The 15,671-nt window shown below is 67.9% G+C and carries 13 protein-coding genes and 1 pseudogene; 4 read left to right on the top strand and 10 right to left on the bottom strand.

Annotation, left to right across the window (positions count from 1 at the left end; translation table 11 throughout):
* Window positions 1-55: 55 nt before the first annotated feature.
* Window positions 56-1,231 (top strand): hypothetical protein, encoded by a 1,176-nt coding sequence (locus MTBSS4_RS21175; RefSeq protein WP_173985348.1) that lies wholly within the window; start codon window positions 56-58, stop codon window positions 1,229-1,231.
* 294 nt (window positions 1,232-1,525) lie between these two features.
* Window positions 1,526-3,745 carry an EAL domain-containing protein gene (locus MTBSS4_RS21170; RefSeq protein ID WP_173985347.1) on the top strand — a complete coding sequence of 740 codons (2,220 nt, stop codon included), beginning with the start codon at window positions 1,526-1,528 and terminating at the stop codon, window positions 3,743-3,745.
* Here the strand turns inward: MTBSS4_RS21170 and MTBSS4_RS21165 are convergent.
* Entirely contained in the window at window positions 3,714-5,711 is a 1,998-nt protein-coding gene (locus MTBSS4_RS21165; RefSeq protein ID WP_173985346.1) for a PAS-domain containing protein, read from the bottom strand. The two genes, MTBSS4_RS21170 and MTBSS4_RS21165, sit on opposite strands and share 32 nt — an antisense overlap.
* A gap of 192 nt (window positions 5,712-5,903) precedes the next feature.
* Between MTBSS4_RS21165 and MTBSS4_RS21160 the strand changes: the two genes are divergently transcribed.
* Window positions 5,904-6,362, top strand: a complete 459-nt coding sequence (locus MTBSS4_RS21160) for a bacteriohemerythrin (RefSeq protein ID WP_173985345.1) — start codon at window positions 5,904-5,906, stop codon at window positions 6,360-6,362.
* Between the two features lie 11 nt (window positions 6,363-6,373).
* On the opposite strand, the gene truA is transcribed toward MTBSS4_RS21160, so the two are convergent.
* The 3 genes from truA to def are packed head-to-tail and all read right to left on the bottom strand — an operon-like array spanning window position 6,374 to window position 8,561.
* Window positions 6,374-7,132, bottom strand: coding sequence for a tRNA pseudouridine(38-40) synthase TruA (gene truA / locus MTBSS4_RS21155; RefSeq protein ID WP_173985344.1), 759 nt, complete (start codon window positions 7,130-7,132; stop codon window positions 6,374-6,376).
* On the bottom strand, window positions 7,132-8,046 hold the full coding sequence (fmt, locus tag MTBSS4_RS21150; RefSeq protein ID WP_173985343.1) for a methionyl-tRNA formyltransferase: 915 nt from the start codon (window positions 8,044-8,046) through the stop codon (window positions 7,132-7,134). Before fmt ends, truA begins: the two co-directional genes overlap by 1 nt.
* The gene (gene def / locus MTBSS4_RS21145; protein WP_217425594.1) at window positions 8,043-8,561 is read right to left on the bottom strand and encodes a peptide deformylase; all 519 of its coding nucleotides are present in this window, start codon (window positions 8,559-8,561) and stop codon (window positions 8,043-8,045) included. The genes fmt and def overlap by 4 nt, the downstream gene beginning before the upstream one ends.
* 101 nt (window positions 8,562-8,662) lie before the next feature.
* On the opposite strand from def, the gene MTBSS4_RS21140 reads away from it, so the two are divergent.
* The gene (locus MTBSS4_RS21140) at window positions 8,663-9,406 is read left to right on the top strand and encodes a 16S rRNA (uracil(1498)-N(3))-methyltransferase (protein WP_173985341.1); all 744 of its coding nucleotides are present in this window, start codon (window positions 8,663-8,665) and stop codon (window positions 9,404-9,406) included.
* 7 nt (window positions 9,407-9,413) lie between these two features.
* Here MTBSS4_RS21140 and MTBSS4_RS21135 read toward each other — a convergent pair whose 3' ends face one another.
* From MTBSS4_RS21135 to MTBSS4_RS21110, 6 genes and pseudogenes are all read right to left on the bottom strand, one after another.
* Window positions 9,414-10,721: an RsmB/NOP family class I SAM-dependent RNA methyltransferase gene (locus tag MTBSS4_RS21135; RefSeq protein WP_173985340.1), complete on the bottom strand. Its 1,308-nt coding sequence runs from the start codon at window positions 10,719-10,721 to the stop codon at window positions 9,414-9,416.
* Between the two features lie 139 nt (window positions 10,722-10,860).
* Window positions 10,861-11,826, bottom strand: a complete 966-nt coding sequence (locus MTBSS4_RS21130; RefSeq protein WP_254432700.1) for an SPOR domain-containing protein — start codon at window positions 11,824-11,826, stop codon at window positions 10,861-10,863.
* A gap of 19 nt (window positions 11,827-11,845) precedes the next feature.
* Window positions 11,846-12,547, bottom strand: a complete 702-nt coding sequence (locus MTBSS4_RS21125) for a cytidylate kinase-like family protein (protein WP_173985339.1) — start codon at window positions 12,545-12,547, stop codon at window positions 11,846-11,848.
* Window positions 12,548-12,653: 106 nt separating this feature from the next.
* Window positions 12,654-14,066: a methyl-accepting chemotaxis protein gene (locus MTBSS4_RS21120; RefSeq protein WP_173985338.1), complete on the bottom strand. Its 1,413-nt coding sequence runs from the start codon at window positions 14,064-14,066 to the stop codon at window positions 12,654-12,656.
* Between the two features lie 125 nt (window positions 14,067-14,191).
* Window positions 14,192-14,389, bottom strand: a complete 198-nt coding sequence (locus MTBSS4_RS21115; RefSeq protein ID WP_173985189.1) for a hypothetical protein — start codon at window positions 14,387-14,389, stop codon at window positions 14,192-14,194.
* A gap of 22 nt (window positions 14,390-14,411) precedes the next feature.
* Window positions 14,412-15,671 (bottom strand): annotated as a pseudogene (locus MTBSS4_RS21110) (hypothetical protein); the annotation flags it as partial.

The following is a 15,671-nucleotide window of genomic DNA, read 5'->3' as shown; positions in this document are numbered from 1 at the left end:
CCGTCACTTGTCCATACGGGGAGTATGGGTAAGGTCGGACATCTTGGGAGGGATCGTGACGACTCTTAGCGTTGCCCAGGGAGGCGTTCTGCCGCGTGATCACCTGGAGGCCATCCGCCGCGTGTTGCGGACCCAGGTTTCGGACATCCTTCATCTCAATGTGACGCAATTGTCGGCGCTGACGCCGGATCGGGTCTATGACCAGGTCCTGGACACCCCGGCGCTGCTGCACGAATGCTTCCAGGTGTTCCGTTCCCAGCCCGGCCTGTTCAACCGCGTGGTGGTGCGCCAGGACAAGCGGCCGCCGGCCAGCGACCAGGACGCCTTGTGGTGTGGCCGTTCCCTGGCCGATGTGGTCGCCATGATCGTCCGGGCCTCGGCCAAGCGCTATTTCCGCGCCACCCTGCCGCAGGCTCCCAGGCCGGCGCCGGCGGCGCCCGTGGCCCGCCCGGGTCTGGTGCGTCAGGCCGCCATCGGGCTGGGTCTGATGAAGCCGCCGCCGCCGCCGCGTCAGCCGGCGGCTCCGCTGGGGCAGGGCGACAAGCTGTACCGCGCCTTTCGCAGCAACCTGCTGTACGAATGGCAAGTGCCGTTGATTCCCCATTACGCTCCGTTGGAGATTCGCACGGTGACCCGGTTGGGGGCGCGGATACTCGACCTGCGCGAGCCCGGCCAGATTCAGATCCTGGCGGCCGAGGGCCTGACCGCCGAGGGCCGGCTGCCGCTGGTGCTCGACGACGCCCGGCGGCTGCGCGGGCCGGATGGCGGCATCGACGCCAACGCGCTCAGCGAGGCCTTCGTCAAGCTGGGGCTGGAGGCGGTGTTTCCCAATCTGGAGGATGCCCAACTGCGCCGTGCCGTGTCGCAGATATCGTGCATGGAGGCCAAGGCGGTCGAGTTGCTGATTCCGGCATTGGAAACTGATTTGCGCGCGGTCGCGGTGTTCTTGTTCTCTTGTTTTTCCTCGCTGGGGGAAAAGGGGTTCCGTCAGGCTTTCGGGGCCTGTGGCGCCATGTGGGCCATCCAGAAGCTGGCCAAGCATCTGGAGGGCTGCCGGCCATGGCCGCGTTCGTTGCCGTCCATGAAGGGCGCATCCGACCGGGCGTTGGCCGCCGCCATCGATCTGGCGACCGGCCAGCCGGCCAAGGACAAGCAGAAGACCGCCCCCGCCCCGGCCGCCGTATCGGGCGGCGGTCCCGCCAGGGCCGCCCGGACGCCGGTGTCGGCCTGATGGTGGCCGGTCATGGATGCGAAAGGGTAAATAAGTACTGATATGCTTGTTTACCGATAGTTGGGCGAATAGTTGACGTCAATAGCTTTATTATCAAGCCATGTTCATGAGTAAAGCTTCTGACCTATACTATTTATATATCGACACGAGTGGTCACATTTTGTCACATTGCCCCACCTTTACGGATGGCTAGTTCCCATCCATTGCGGTCCGAGTGGGGTATCGCTTGATCTTTTTCTTGTTGGACATAGCGGCGATGACCGGGGCGGGGGCGGCCCGCCATCGGACGACGCCGTGAGCGGCCGCACGGTTTCCGGGGCGCGTCGCGGTCTTCCGGCGGCGGGGCCGTCCAAGGCCTGGCTGGTCGAGGTCGTCGCCAGCACGCCGGTTCCGACCTTCGTCGTCGATGCCCGGCATCGCGTCACCCACTGGAATCGGGCCTGCGAGGTGGTGACCGGCACCAAGGCGTCCGACATCGTCGGAACGACGCGGGCATGGGCGCCGTTCTATCCGGCTCCGCGTCCGGTGATGGCCGACCTGATCATCGACGGAACCCTGGAGGCCGAGGTCGAGACCTTCTATACCGGCAAGTATCGCCGGTCCGCCATGGTGGACGGGGCATGGGAGGCCGAGGATTTCTTCCCGCATTTCCCCGATGGGGGCAAGTGGCTGGCGTTCAGCGCCGCGCCGCTGCACGGCGAGCATGACGAGGTGGTCGGCGCCATCGAGACCTTGCGCGACATCACCCAGGAAAAACGGGCGGAGGCGGCCCGGCGCGAAAGCGAGCACCGGCTGGCCGAGATCATCGACGGCTGCCCGGTGCCGCTGTTCGTCCTAGACGAGTCCCACCGCGTCACCCACTGGAACCGCGCCTGCCAGGCGGTGACCGGGGTCGGGGCGGACGAGATCGTCGGAACGACGCGGGCATGGGCTCCGTTCTATTCCCCGTCGCGTCCGGTGATGGCCGATCTGGTGATGAGCCCGGAGCCCAGGCGGGAGATGGAGGCGCTTTACGCCGGCAAGTGCCGTCCGTCCGACCTCATTCCCGGCGCCTGGGAGGCGGTCGACCACTTTCCGCACTTCCGTTCGGGTGAACGCTGGCTGGCGTTCACCGCCGCCCCCTTGCGCGGCCTCGATGGCCGCGTCGCCGGGGCGGTCGAGACGTTGCAGGACATCACCGACCAGAAACTCTACGAGGCCAGGCTCAGCCATCAGGCCAGCCACGACGACCTCACCGGCCTCGCCAACCGCACGCTTCTGTCCGACCGCCTCGGCCATGCCCTGACCCACGCCCGTCGCGACGGAAGCCTGATGGCGCTGGTCTTCATCGATCTCGATCACTTCAAGGTGATCAACGACACCCTGGGGCACCGGGTCGGGGACGAACTGGTCCGCCATGTCGCCCGCCGGATCGTCGGCGCGGTGCGCGAGGGCGACACCGTGGCCCGGGTGGGGGGCGACGAATTCGTGGTGCTGCTGTTCGCTCCCGACAGCGAGGAGGTGGTGGCCGAGGTGGTAAGCCGGCTGATCGCCGAGGTCTCGCGTCCGCTGGTGATCGACGACCAGGAATTGTGCGTGGGATGCAGCGTCGGCATTGCGGTCTATCCCCGCGACGGGCTCGACGCGCCGACCCTGCTGATGAATGCCGACGCCGCCATGTACCGGGCCAAGGACAGCGGCCGCAGCACCTTCAACTTCTTCACTCCGGAAATGAATGCGCGCGCCACCGAGCGGCTGGTGCTGGAACGCGACCTGCGTCACGCCCTGGATCGTGACGAATTGCGGCTGCTGTTCCAGCCCCAGATCGATCTGGCCAGCGGGCAGGTGGTCGGGGCGGAGGCCTTGCTTCGCTGGGAACACCCCCGCGAGGGGCTGATCATGCCCGGCCGCTTCATTCCCGTCGCCGAGGACAGCGGCCTGATCGTCCCCATCGGCCGCTGGGTGCTGGAGCATGCCTGCCGGCTGGGCCGGGATTGGGCCGCCGCGACCGGTCGCGACCTGCGGATCGGCGTCAACCTGTCGCCGCGCCAGTTCCGTTCCAAGGGGTTGATCCGCGAGGTGTCCGACATTCTGGACCGCCATGGCGGCGGCCAGCTGTGCCTGGAACTGGAGCTGACCGAGGGGACGGTGATGCACGATCCCGACGAGGCGGCGACGATCCTCAACACGCTGAAGGCCATGGGCGTCCGCCTGTCCATGGATGATTTCGGCACCGGTTATTCCAGTCTCGCCTATTTGCGCAATTTTCCGTTCGACATGATCAAGATCGACCGCTCCTTCATCGAGACCCTGCATCACGACCGGGGCGGCGAGGCCATCGTCAGGGCGATGGTCGCCCTGGCCAGCGCCCTTGATCTCGGCGTCATCGCCGAGGGAGTGGAAACCGAGGCCCAGCGCCTGTTCCTGCGGGACGAGGGCGTGCGCGAGATGCAGGGGTTCCTTTACAGCCGTCCGATTCCGCCGGATCGGTTCGCCGCCCTGCTCAAGTCGGCCGCTCCGTCCTCTCTCCGCTAGCGGCGGCGGGGGAAACCATCACCGTCTCCGGTGGAAAGCGGATGGTGACGGTGGTGCCCTCGCCGGGGACCGAGGAGATGTCAAGGCTGCCGCCGTGCAGTTCCATCAGCGACTTGGCCAGCGGCAATCCCAGGCCGGCGCCTTCGAAGCGGCGATCGAGGCCGCTGTCCACCTGACCGAACGGGGCCAGGGCGATGGTGATTTCATCGGGACTCATGCCGATGCCGGTATCGCTGACGCCGAAGACGAAGCCGCCATCGTCCGACCGGCAGCCCGACAGGGCGACGCTGCCGCCGGCGGGAGTGAACTTGACGGCGTTGCCCAGCAGATTGATCAGAATCTGCTTGGTGCGGCGCACGTCCACCCGCAGCGGGGGAAGATCGGGAGAAACCGCGTCGATGAGGTGGATCGAGCCCTGTTCGGCCCGGCTGGTGATCAGCCGCAGGCAGGATTCCGCCAGTTCACGCGGCGAGATCGTTTCCTCCGACAAGGTGAAGACGCCGATCTCGATGCGCGAGATGTCGAGGATGTCGTTGATCATGGCCAGCAGGTGCTGGCCGGCGCCATTGATGTCGTTGCCGTAGGACCGGTAGCGTTCGCCCACCGGGCCGAACATCTCGCGGGAAATGATCTCGGAAAAACCGATGATGGCGTTCAGCGGCGTGCGCAGTTCGTGGCTCATGGCAGCAAGGAAGTCGGTCTTGCTGCGATTGGCCGATTCCGCCATGGCCTTGGCCTCGCGCAGGCGCTGCTCGGCGCGGTGGCGGTGGGTCACCTCGTGCGAGATGATCAGCAGGCGCGGCACTTCCCCCGGATCGGCCGGATAGGGGGTGACGGTGATCTCGTACCAGCGGTTGTGGACTTCGTCCTCGAAATGGATGGCGTGGCCCTCGGCCACCGCCAGCTGGGCATAGGCGGCGCGGCGGGCACTGACCTCGGGCGGCATGATCTGGAGGATGTTGGCGCCGATCAGCGCTTCCTTGCGGCGGCGCAGGCTGGCGGCGCCGCCCTCGTTCAGGTCGATGATGGTGCCGTCGAGGGTGATGAGGAAGACGATGAGCCCGGGCGCGTCCAGCATGGCCCGCGCCATGACGGCGGCCTCGCGCAGCGCCTCTTCCGCCTGCCGGCGGGCGGTGACGTCGGTGAAGGTGGAGATGAACCCCCGTCCGGGAATGGGATTGCCGCGAACCTCGATCACCCGGCCGTCGGGAAGGGTGCGTTCGAGGACATGGGGCTTCATCAGGCTGGCCACCTCCACCCGCCGGCGGGCCTGTTCCAGCGGGTCGCCGGGACCGTAATCGCCGCGCTGGGCGTTGAACAGCATGAAGTCCTCGAACGGCTTGCCGGGGACATTGAAGGATTTCGGAACCTGAAGCAGATCGAACATCTGTTCGTTGGCCACCACCAGCCGCAGATCGGAATCGAACACGCATACGCCCTGGGGCATGTGGTGGACGGTGGCCTCCAGTATCTCGGCATAGGCCCGGTGGCGATCCTCGCTTTCCCGAAGGGCGCGGGTGCGGCGCTCGACCATCTGGTCGAGACGGTCGTTGGACTGGCGCAGATTGCCGGCCACCTGACGGGCCACCGTGACGTCGGAATAGGTGGAGACGAAGCCGCCGCCCGGCAGCGGGTTGCCGATGATCTCGATGATGCTGCCGTCGGAACGGGTCCGTTCGATCCGGTGGGGGAGGAACCGGCGGGCCTGGGCGATGCGGAATTCGACCAGGGCATCGATGTCGCAGGGGCCGTAATCACCCTTTTCGGCATTGAACCGGATGATCTGGCCGAAATCCATGCCCAGCCGGATGAAGCCGTCGGGGAATCCGAACATCTCGATGAAGCGGCGATTCCACAAGGCCAGATGAAGCTCGGCGTCGAAGACCGAGATGCCTTGTCCCAGGTTCTCCAGGACCGCGCCGATCATCGCCGGGTCGAAGGCGCCGGCGCCGTGCAGGTCGTTCATTGCGAGGTCGATCCCCATCCCTGTCATGAGAGCATCGTAACCGATTTTACTCCCGCACCAATAGGCGCCCTTTGGGCTGATGGAAGACGGGGTGGCGGCGGTCCGCCATCGGGGTTGGATCGGGTGCTATGTCAAAGGTAATAAATGCCCTATCGATACGGCATGGCGCCGCCGGTGCGGAGTATCATGGCGATGAACCCGACGCAGGGGGGGGAGATGGTGCTGCTGTGGCGCGATGACATGAGCGTCGGCCAGGCCGACATTGACGGTGACCACCGGCAATTGGTGGCCCTTGTCAATGAGTTCGAGGCGATCGCCCGGCGCCTGCCCGAAGATCGGGCCCTGCATGTGGCCCTGGCCGGCCTGCGCGACGCCGCGGCCTATCATTTCTCGCGCGAGGAGGCGATACTGGAGGCCTGCCTCTGTCCCGATCGGGATGTCCACCGGCAGGAGCATCGGGCCTTGCTGGACGAGATCGACGCCATGATCCGGCGCTATTTCGTCGAACGCAGCGAACGCATCTCCAAGGCGTCGCTGGGCGGGGCGGCCGAGTTTCTCCGTCGCTGGCTGATCGATCATGTCATCCGCCGCGACCTGCGCATCAGCGAGCATCTCGACAAGCTGCCCGCCGGGTTTCGTCTGCCCGATTAGAGTGGCGAGCCCTATATGTGAACGCTTGCCGGGCCATACCTGACCCCGGTCAGGTACAGCCCCTCGGGGCGGGCGGTGGGGCCGCCGGCCCGGCGGTCGCGGGCCGCCAGGGCGCGGCCGACGTCGTCGGGGCTCCACTTGCCCAGCCCCACCAGCGTCAGCGTTCCCACCATGTTGCGGACCTGATGGTGCAGGAACGAGCGCGCCTCGGCGATGATGCGGATCTCTTCTCCCACCCGCGCGACGCTCAGCACATCCAGGGTCTTGTCCGGTGACCTGGCCTGGCACTCGCTGGCCCGGAAGGTGGTGAAGTCGTGGTGGCCGACCAGTCGCTGGGCGGCCTCGTGCATGGCCTCGGCGTCCAGTTCGGCGGGAACCCACAGCATGCGGTTGCGCTCCAGCGCCGGGGGGGCGCGGCGATTGAGGATGCGATAAAGATAGCTCCGCCCGATGGCCGAGAAGCGGGCATGAAAGTCGTCGCCCACTTCTTCGGCCGCCACCACCGCCACCGGCCAGTTGCCGATGTGGTAATTGAGGGCGGACCGCACCTTGTCGGCCTCATGGGCCTTGATCAGGTCGAGATGGGCCACCTGGCCGGTGGCGTGGACGCCGGAATCGGTGCGGCCGGCGGCAAGGACGGCGACGGGGGTTCCGTTCAGGCGAAAGGCCGCGTGTTCCAGCCGGCCCTGGACCGATTCCCCCTTCTCCTGGCGCTGCCAGCCGACGAAGGGGGTGCCGTCATATTCGACGAGGAGCCGGTAGCGGGGCATCAGCCCAGGACCGTTCCCTTGGGGATGGCATGGCCGCGCAGCATCTCGGCGGCGGTCATGGGGGCCTTGCCGGCCCGCTGCACCCGGACCGGCCTCAGGGCGTAGCGGCCGCAGGCGATCGTCAGCCGCTCGTCGAGCACGGTGCCCGGCGCGCCGTCGGCCGGAGTCATGACCGCTTCCAGCACCTTGACGCGCTCGGGACCCAGGGCGAACCACACGCCGGGCCAGGGGTTGAGGGCGCGCACCATGCGCTCCAGTTCGGCCGCCGGGCGGTTCCAGTCCAGGCGGCCTTCGTCCTTGCTCAGCTTGCGGGCGTAGGTGACGCCGTCTTCCGGCTGCGGCACCGCCGCCAGGGTGCCCTCGTCCAGCCCCTCCAGCGCCGGCAGGATCAGGCGCGATCCCATGGCCGCCAGCATGTCGTGCAGCCACGACGCGGTGGCGTCGGGCAGCAGCAGGATGCTCTCCCTGATCAGCATGGGGCCGGTGTCGAGGCCGACGTCCATCCGCATGATGGTGACGCCGGTCTCGGCGTCGCCGGCCAGGATGGCCCGTTGAATCGGCGCGGCGCCGCGCCAGCGCGGCAGCAGCGAGGCGTGAACGTTGACGCAGCCCAGCCGAGGCGCGTCGAGGATCGCCTTGGGCAGGATCAGGCCATAGGCGGCCACCACCGCCGCGTCGGCTTCCAGGGCGGCGAACTCGGCCTGCGCCTCCGCCGTCCTCAGGCTGGTCGGGGTGCGGACCAGGATGCCGAGATGGGCGGCGCGGGCGTGAACCGGCGAAAGCTGCTCCTTGTGGCCGCGCCCGGCCGGGCGTGGCGGCTGGCTGTAGACCGCCGCCACCCGGTGGCCGGCCTCGACCAGCGATTCCAGGATCGGCACCGCGAAGTCCGGCGTCCCCATGAACACCAGCTTCATGATTCGGCCGCCTCCTTCTTGGCTTTCAGCAGCTTGCGCAGGATCATGTTGCGCTTCAGCGACGAGATGTGATCGATGAACAAGACCCCGTCCAGGTGATCCATCTCGTGCTGGATGACGGTGGCCAGCAGGCCGTCGGCATGGAGTTCCTTGGCCGAGCCGGCCTCGTCCAGATAGCGGACCCTGATCTCGGCGGGGCGGACCACGGTGGAATAATGGCTGGGCACCGACAGGCAGCCTTCCTCGTAGGTGTTGTCCTGCTCCGACGCCCAGGTGATCTCGGGATTGATCATGCGCAGGGGGGCGCGGGTCTCCTCGGTCTTGCCGATATCCATGACGATCACCCGGTCCAGCACGCCCACCTGCGGCGCGGCGAGGCCGATGCCGGGGGCATGGTACATGGTGTCCAGCATGTCGGCCATCAGGGCACGGATGCGGTCGTCCACCGCTTCGACCCGCTTGGCCTTGGTCTTGAGGATCGGATCGGGAGCGGTCAGGATGGGCAGCACGGCCATGGCGGAAACCTTCGTCACGATATCAGCTTCCGACATAGGCCGGGGCCGGCCCATCGTCAAGCGTGCTTCCCTGGGATCGGCCGCCGGAGTAGAAGGAATTCATGACCGAGCCCCGTCCCCGCTTCCGCCTGTTCGTCCCCGTCCCCCTGGAAACCGGGGTGGCGGTGGCGCTCGATCGCGACCAGACTCATTACCTCGCCTCGGTGATGCGGGCGGAAACCGGCGAAAGCGTGCTGCTGTTCAACGGCCGCGACGGCGAGTGGAGCGCCCGTATCGCCTCGCTCGCCAAGTCGGGTGCCGCGTTGGTGCCGGAGAAGGCGACGCGGCCCCAGGAGCCGGAGCCCGATTTGTGGCTGCTGGCGGCGCCCTTGAAGCGCGACCGCACCGATCTGGTGGCGGAGAAGGCGGCGGAACTGGGGGTGTCGCGGCTGTGGCCGGTGTTCACCCGCCGCACCAATGCCGGCCGGGTCAATACCGGGCGCCTGCGCGCCCACCTGATCGAGGCCTCCGAGCAATGCGAGCGCCTGAGCGTGCCCGAACTTGCCGAACCGGCCGCCCTGGACAAGGTGCTGGCCGGCTGGCCCGCCGGCCGGACATTGCTGTTCCTCGACGAGGGCGGCGGCGGAACGCCCCTGGCCGAGGCGGCGTCGGGCGGCCCGGCCGCCCTGCTGATCGGACCGGAAGGCGGCTTCGATCCGTCGGAACGCCGCCTGCTGCTGTCGCTGCCCTTCGTGCGGCCGGTCGGCCTGGGGCCGCGCATCCTGCGGGCCGAGACCGCCGCCATCGCCGCCCTGGCGGTGTGGCAGGCGGCAGCCGGCGACGGCAGGCGGGGGCCGAGGGGGTAGGGCGCCCCTACGCCGCCTTTTCCAGCACCGCGCCGAAGAAGCCGTCGGTGCCGTGGACGAGCGGCGACAGGCGCAGATACGGCCCCGGCACCGGGCAGGGTGTGCCGATGATGGCGGCCCACAATTCGGGCGCCGGCACCACCTTGTATTCGGGATGGGCGGCGAGGAAGGCCGCCACCTGATCCTCGTTCTCCTCGGTCAGCAGCGAGCAGGTGGCGTAGATCAGCCGGCCGCCCGGCCGGGTCAGGCGGGCGGCGCTGGCCAGGATCGCCTTCTGGCGTTCCACCAGTTCCAGCAGGTCGGTCTCGCCCAACTGCCACTTGGCGTCGGGATTGCGGCGCCAGGTCCCGGTTCCGGTACAGGGCGCGTCGACCAGCACCCGGTCGAAGCTGGCGGCGGAACGCTTGATCCATTTGTCGGCCTCGCCCTCGATCACCCGCTTGGTGACGTTGTGGACGCCGGCGCGGCGCAGGCGGTCGCCGGCGCGGTCGACCCGCCATTCGGCGACGTCGCAGGCCACCAGCCTTCCCTTGTTCTCCATGGCTGCGGCGAGACACAGGGTCTTGCCGCCGGCCCCGGCGCAGTAATCGACCACCGCCATGCCGGGGCGGGCGTCGGCCAGCAGCGCCACCAGCTGCGAGCCCTCGTCCTGGACCTCCACCAGGCCGTCGCGCCAGGCCTGCACCTGTACCAGCGGCACCCGGCGCTTCAGCCGCAGGCCCAGCGGCGACAGCGGCGTCGGCGTGGCCTGGATGCGCAGCTTGTCCCTGGCCAGGGCGCCGATGGCCTGATCGCGCGTCGCCTTCAGGCTGTTGACCCGCAGGTCCAGCGGCGCCTCGTCGCGCATGGCCCCCATCTCGTCCACCAGCCGGTCCCCGTACAGCGCCGACAGGCGCGGCGTCAGCCATTCCGGATATTCGCCGCGCACATGGGGGGGCATGTCGCGGTGGAACTGCGACTTCAGTTCCAGCAGCATGTCGATGACCCGGCGTTCCGGCGGTTCAGGCGGATAGGCGGAATGCGGCCCCTTGAACAGGTCGGGCTCCGGCCTGATTCCTTCGAACGCCATGTCGGCCAGGACGCGGGCGCGGGCGTGGCCGCGCTCGGGATGGTCCAGGCGTTCCAGCCACCAGTCGATGCGGGCCTTGCGGCGCAGCACCCGCCAGACCACCTCGGCGATGGCGCGGCGGTCGCCCGAGCCGATATAGCGACGCTCGCGGAAATAGGCGGCGGCGGCCGAATCGGCCGGCCGGGCCGATTTCTCGATTTCGGTCAGGACTTCGATGGCGGCCTGGAGGCGGGCGGCGGGGGTCATGATCTGTCTTTCACGGTGTCGGGCGGCAAAGTCGGGGGGGACTGGTCGCGGCGGCGGGGGGACGTCTCGTTCCCGCCCATCCAGTCACGGCCGGGGGAAATTGGCAACCCCAAGGCGGCTTGCCATCCGCCAATAATGGTCAATATCCGCTGACGGCGCAGGATTGCCCCTTGGCGCGCAGGGCCTTGCACATCTGCTCGGCCTCGGCGGCGGACATGGGGCCGGCCAGCAGGCGGTAGGTGGTCCCCAGTTCGGGAATGGTGGTCTTGACCGCCTTGAAGGCCAGGGCCGCCAGTTCCGGAAATTCCTTCTTCAGGGCGTCCACCGCCTTGTCGGTCAGGGAATCAGACGCCATGGACAGAAGATGGACGCCCACCGGCCCGCTGCCGCTGAGAGGTTGGGCGCCGCCGGGGACATCGCCCGGCTTGACCGGCGGGGCGGTGGGTTTCTTGCGCACCGGCTTCTTGGGTGGCGGCGGTGGCGGTGGCGGCGGCGCCGCCGCCAGAATCTGCTGGTTGCGTTCGATGCTGGCCGCTTCCCGGTTGAATTCGTCGTGATCGACCAGTCGCAGGCGGGCCAGGGTTTCCACCCGCTCGCGTCCCAGGCGGAGGGCGGCGGGGGCGATCACGGCCGGCCCGGCCCTGGTCTTGGGAGCCTTCGGCAACAGGCCGTCCAGCAGGAAATCCCTCTCGCCGATTGCGGCGACGGCGGGCATACCCTCACCCTCGCTCAGGTGGATCAGACGGTCGGCGATATCCTGGAGCGGCGCCGGCCGCGCCAGTCCGGCGGCGGGTGGCGGGGCGGAATAGGGCAGCAGGGCGCCCAGATTGGCGGCGCGCCGCTGGTCGGCGTCGTCCGCCGCCACCAGCCCGTCCTCCACCAGACGGCGCAGGGCGAAGAAACGCTGCGCCTCGGGGTCGGAGGCGATGGCGGCGGGGGGCTCGATCCGGACATGACGGGGTTCCGGCCTGTCCACCACCGCCGCCGGCATGGGCGGCGGCGGCGGCGGCCAAGACTGTTCCGGCGGGGCGATGCCCCTGACGTCGCCGCCACAGGCCGCCAGGACGGCCATCATTGTCGCCAGCAGCCCCCCCCGGTATCCCATCCCTGGTGTCATCTCCGGGTCAGGTTTTCTTGAGATCGCCGCGCAGGACCCGGCCGCTGTGAACGGCGGTGGCCATCACCACGATCATGTCGACCACATCCTCGAAATCCTCCATCCTGTCGGTGTTGATGGTGATGTCGAAGGCGTTGGCGTCGGACAGGCGGGAGTTGAACACCTCCCACACGAACTTGCCGCGACGGTGGTTGACTTCCCGCGCCTGGGCCAGCACGGCGGCCTCGTCGCCGCGTCCGCCGGACGTCAGGCGCTTGGCGCAGGCCTCGGGCGATCCGGCCACCCGCACGCGGAGCGCGCATTCCTCGGCCAGGATGACATGGGCGCCGCGCCCGACGATGACGCCGCCCAGGCGGCCCAGGCTCATCACCACCTTGATCAGGGTATCGCGGTAGGCGTCGGGACTGATGTCCTTGCCCGAGAACAGGCGGTAGAGCCACATGTCCTTGGCGCGGCCGAATCCCTCGTCCAGCATTCGCACGATGGCGGGGTCGTCATCAAGGCGGGCGGCGACCTGCTGCAACAGATCCTCGTCGTAAATCGGCAGTTTGAGGCGCTGGCACAGGCGGGTGGCGATGATGTCGCCGCCCGATCCGAAGTCGCGCGACATGGTGATGACGGGCTGGCGCGGGCGGGCGTGTTCGGCCTCGCGGGGGACCGTCGCGACTTCGGCCATTGCGGAGATCACGGAAAGGATATTGGTCGTCATGGCGGGCCTCCCTGCGGACTGCATGCCTACCCCGCCATCATACCTCCGGGCGCGGCCGCCCGCCATCCCCACGTTGGAGATGGCGGGGCCGGCAAGAACGCACTCGTCAGATGCGATAGCCGAAGCGCACGCCGCCCCAATGGCGTCCCTGGACGAAGATGGGGGCCGAAACGTCCTTCATCATGACGAACTTGCCGCCGCCCATGTCGCGGCGATAGGTCTGGAGCAGGAACGGCTTGGTGTTGCGTCCGGCGCTGAGGCCGGTGCGGTCGTTGAAGATACGGCGGTTGCGGCAATTGGCGTTGTTCCACACCGGGTCCGGCCCCTGGGGCTGCGACACCTTCTTGATGTGGGTGGCGATATAGCCGTTGCGGTCGCAGGTGACGCAATAGGCCACGCGCTCGTCGAAGGTCAGGTTGGCTTCCTGGAACTGGGGCAGCACCTCGTCGGTGAAGGCGGCGAACCGGGTGACATGCTGCTGCGGGTTGGTGTTGGCGATGGGGACATAGGTCTCGTCGAACAGGTCGGCCATGGAAATGCGGTTCTTGGCGACGGCGTCCTCGAAGGTCGCCCCGATCCGCCGCGCCGTCTCCTGGATGGTCTCGATGAAGGGGGTGTCGGCCGTGCGGAAACCCGAGGCGGCGATATAGCCCATCAGTTCCTCGGAATTGTCCAGCAGCGAGGCGATGCGTTCGTCCGCCTTCACCAGGCTTTCGCTGGTCATGGCGATGCCTTCGAAGAACTTGTCGATCTCGCCGATCACCTCGCCGCATTGGGACAGGGATTGCGACGCCGCCTGCGAGATGTCGCCGACCTTGCCTTCCACGGTGTTGATGGCCTGGCCGAACACCGAGACGGCGTTGTTGATGACGCCGACCCCCGATCCCACCGAATCGGCCATCTTCAGGGTGTCGGTCGACGATTCGATCAGTTCGGTGACCGAACCGGACAGCTTGTGGACGGTGGTGTCGATGCCGACCGTCACGTCGGCGGTCTGGCGGGCCAGGGTCTTGACCTCGGTGGCGACCACGGCGAAGCCCTTGCCGGCCTCGCCGGCGCGGGCGGCCTCGATGGTGGCGTTCAGCGCCAGCAGGTTGGTCTGGCGGGCGATCTTCTGGATATTGCGCGACATGGTGCTGACCTCGCCCAGCGCGCCTTCCAGATCCTCCAGTTGCTCCTCGATCCCCTGCACCGCCCCCACCAGCCGGTTGACCCCCGACAGGGCCGCGTCGATGGTATGGAGCGAGTCCGAGGATTGTCGCCCGGCCTCCAGGGTGATGGCGCGCGTTTCCCGCCCGGCCTCGTCGATCAGGCCGATGGTGTCGGCCATGGCGTGCGCCACGGATTTCAGGTGCGAGAACAGCTCTTCCTGATGTTTGACGAAGCGGGTCAGCCCGTCCATGGTGCCGGCGATGTCGGCGACCTCCAGGCTGAGGCTGTCGATCTTCTTCAGTACCTCGGTGGCGAACGAATCAGCCCCACCCGCCGCCGGGGTCGCCCCGACGTCTTGACCTGCCATTATAGTCTCCCTGAACCGCGCGATATTGACCACGCTTCTGACGAGCGCTTTTCATCACACTTCGCAATAAACCTCATCCCCCGCACGGCCGTCAATGCCTATGCAGCGAATGGTGGGGTTGATGTTTAGCCCGCCGTTTCGGGTGGGGTCTCCTTCCCCCCGTCTCCTACCTCCTCGGCGCGGGGGGGACGGCGGTTCTTGGCCGGGTTGGTGAAGCGGAAGCGGCCGGCGAGGACGCATCCCTTCATGCCGGGATCGCAGGGGCGGCCGGCGACCCTGGTGCAGGTGCCGTGGTCGTCGTGAACGCAGCTCCAGCCGCTCATGATGGCGTTGCTCCGGTTCCGGTCACAGCCGGGCCAGCGGCAGGCCGCTCAGCCCCTCGGGGCGGTGGGCGTCCTGGGGCTGGGGCGGGTTGGCGACATTCTTCATCAGCCTCTCCATCTCGATCAAGGCGCGGGACGCCGCCTCGACGATGGGGGGAAAGCCGCCAGGATCGGCGATCCGGGCCAGCAGCGCCTTGACGTGCGCCAAGTGAATCAGGGCCTGGTCACGATTGGACACTCCCATCTCCTCGACCGCCATGCGGGCATGGACCGGAATGCGGCGGAGCAACCCGATGCGGCGCCCGGACATGACCTTGAAGTTCATGATCGAGGCCAGCAATTCGATATTGTGGCCGGGGTGCAGGGATTCGAACAAATGCTCGATCAGTTCGATCTCGGCGAAATCAAGCGACAGGAAGGTGTATTGCGATTTCTGCCAGGCGGTGATGAAGTCGCCGATGGCGGCAAGCCGAGCGGCCATGGCAGCCTGGAACGTGGCGGAATCCAGCATGCGCCACGCCTTGGTGGCGGCCATGGGCAGCTTGCCCGGCATGCCGAAATTGCGGCTGAGATTCATGGCGACGGCCAGCAGGGCGCGGCAGGTCACGTCGCGGCTGCCCCTGGGCCAGCATTCGTGCAGCAGATCCTGGGCGGCGAAATCGTTCGAGGGGGTTTGCAACAGGCGCGCCAGCGAATCCAGGCGGGCCGGCAATTCCAGGGTGCCAGCCCCGTCGGGGGTCGCGGCCGCGATCAGCGCCGTCATTTCGGCGCGGGTCATATCCGCCGATGCCACGGCCAGTTCGGCGTCTCCCAGCAGCAGGACGTCGTCGTCGTCATCGTCGTCATCGGCGGGAGATGCCGTTACGGGGGCGGGCCCGACCGGAAGATCGACCTGCGATGTCACCGTCAACGCCGCCAGGACCTGTCGCAGCAGGATACCGGTCTCTCTTTCCGGCTCCTTCGCGTCCTCGCCCAGGGTCGCCGCATTCTGGAGGGTCAGGGCGTCCAGAACCTGTTGCAGCAGATCCTGATCGGCAGAAACCGCGTCATGAACGGGGGCCGGCTCCGGCGCGGGAACGTCCTCCACCGGCTGGTCCAGCAGCAGGACGTCGTCCTCGTCCTCGTCCTCGTCGCTGGCGGGAACCGGCTCCGGCGCGGGAACGTCCTCCACCGGCTGGTCCAGCAGCAGGACGTCGTCCTCGTCCTCGTCCTCGTCGCTGGCGGGAACCGGCTCCGGCGCGGGAACGTCCTCCACCGGCTGGTCCAGCAGCAGGACGTCGTC

The sequence above is a fragment of the Magnetospirillum sp. SS-4 genome (assembly GCF_902729425.1).
Lineage (GTDB): Bacteria > Pseudomonadota > Alphaproteobacteria > Rhodospirillales > Magnetospirillaceae > Phaeospirillum.
This window is presented reverse-complemented; position numbering and strand designations above follow the sequence as displayed.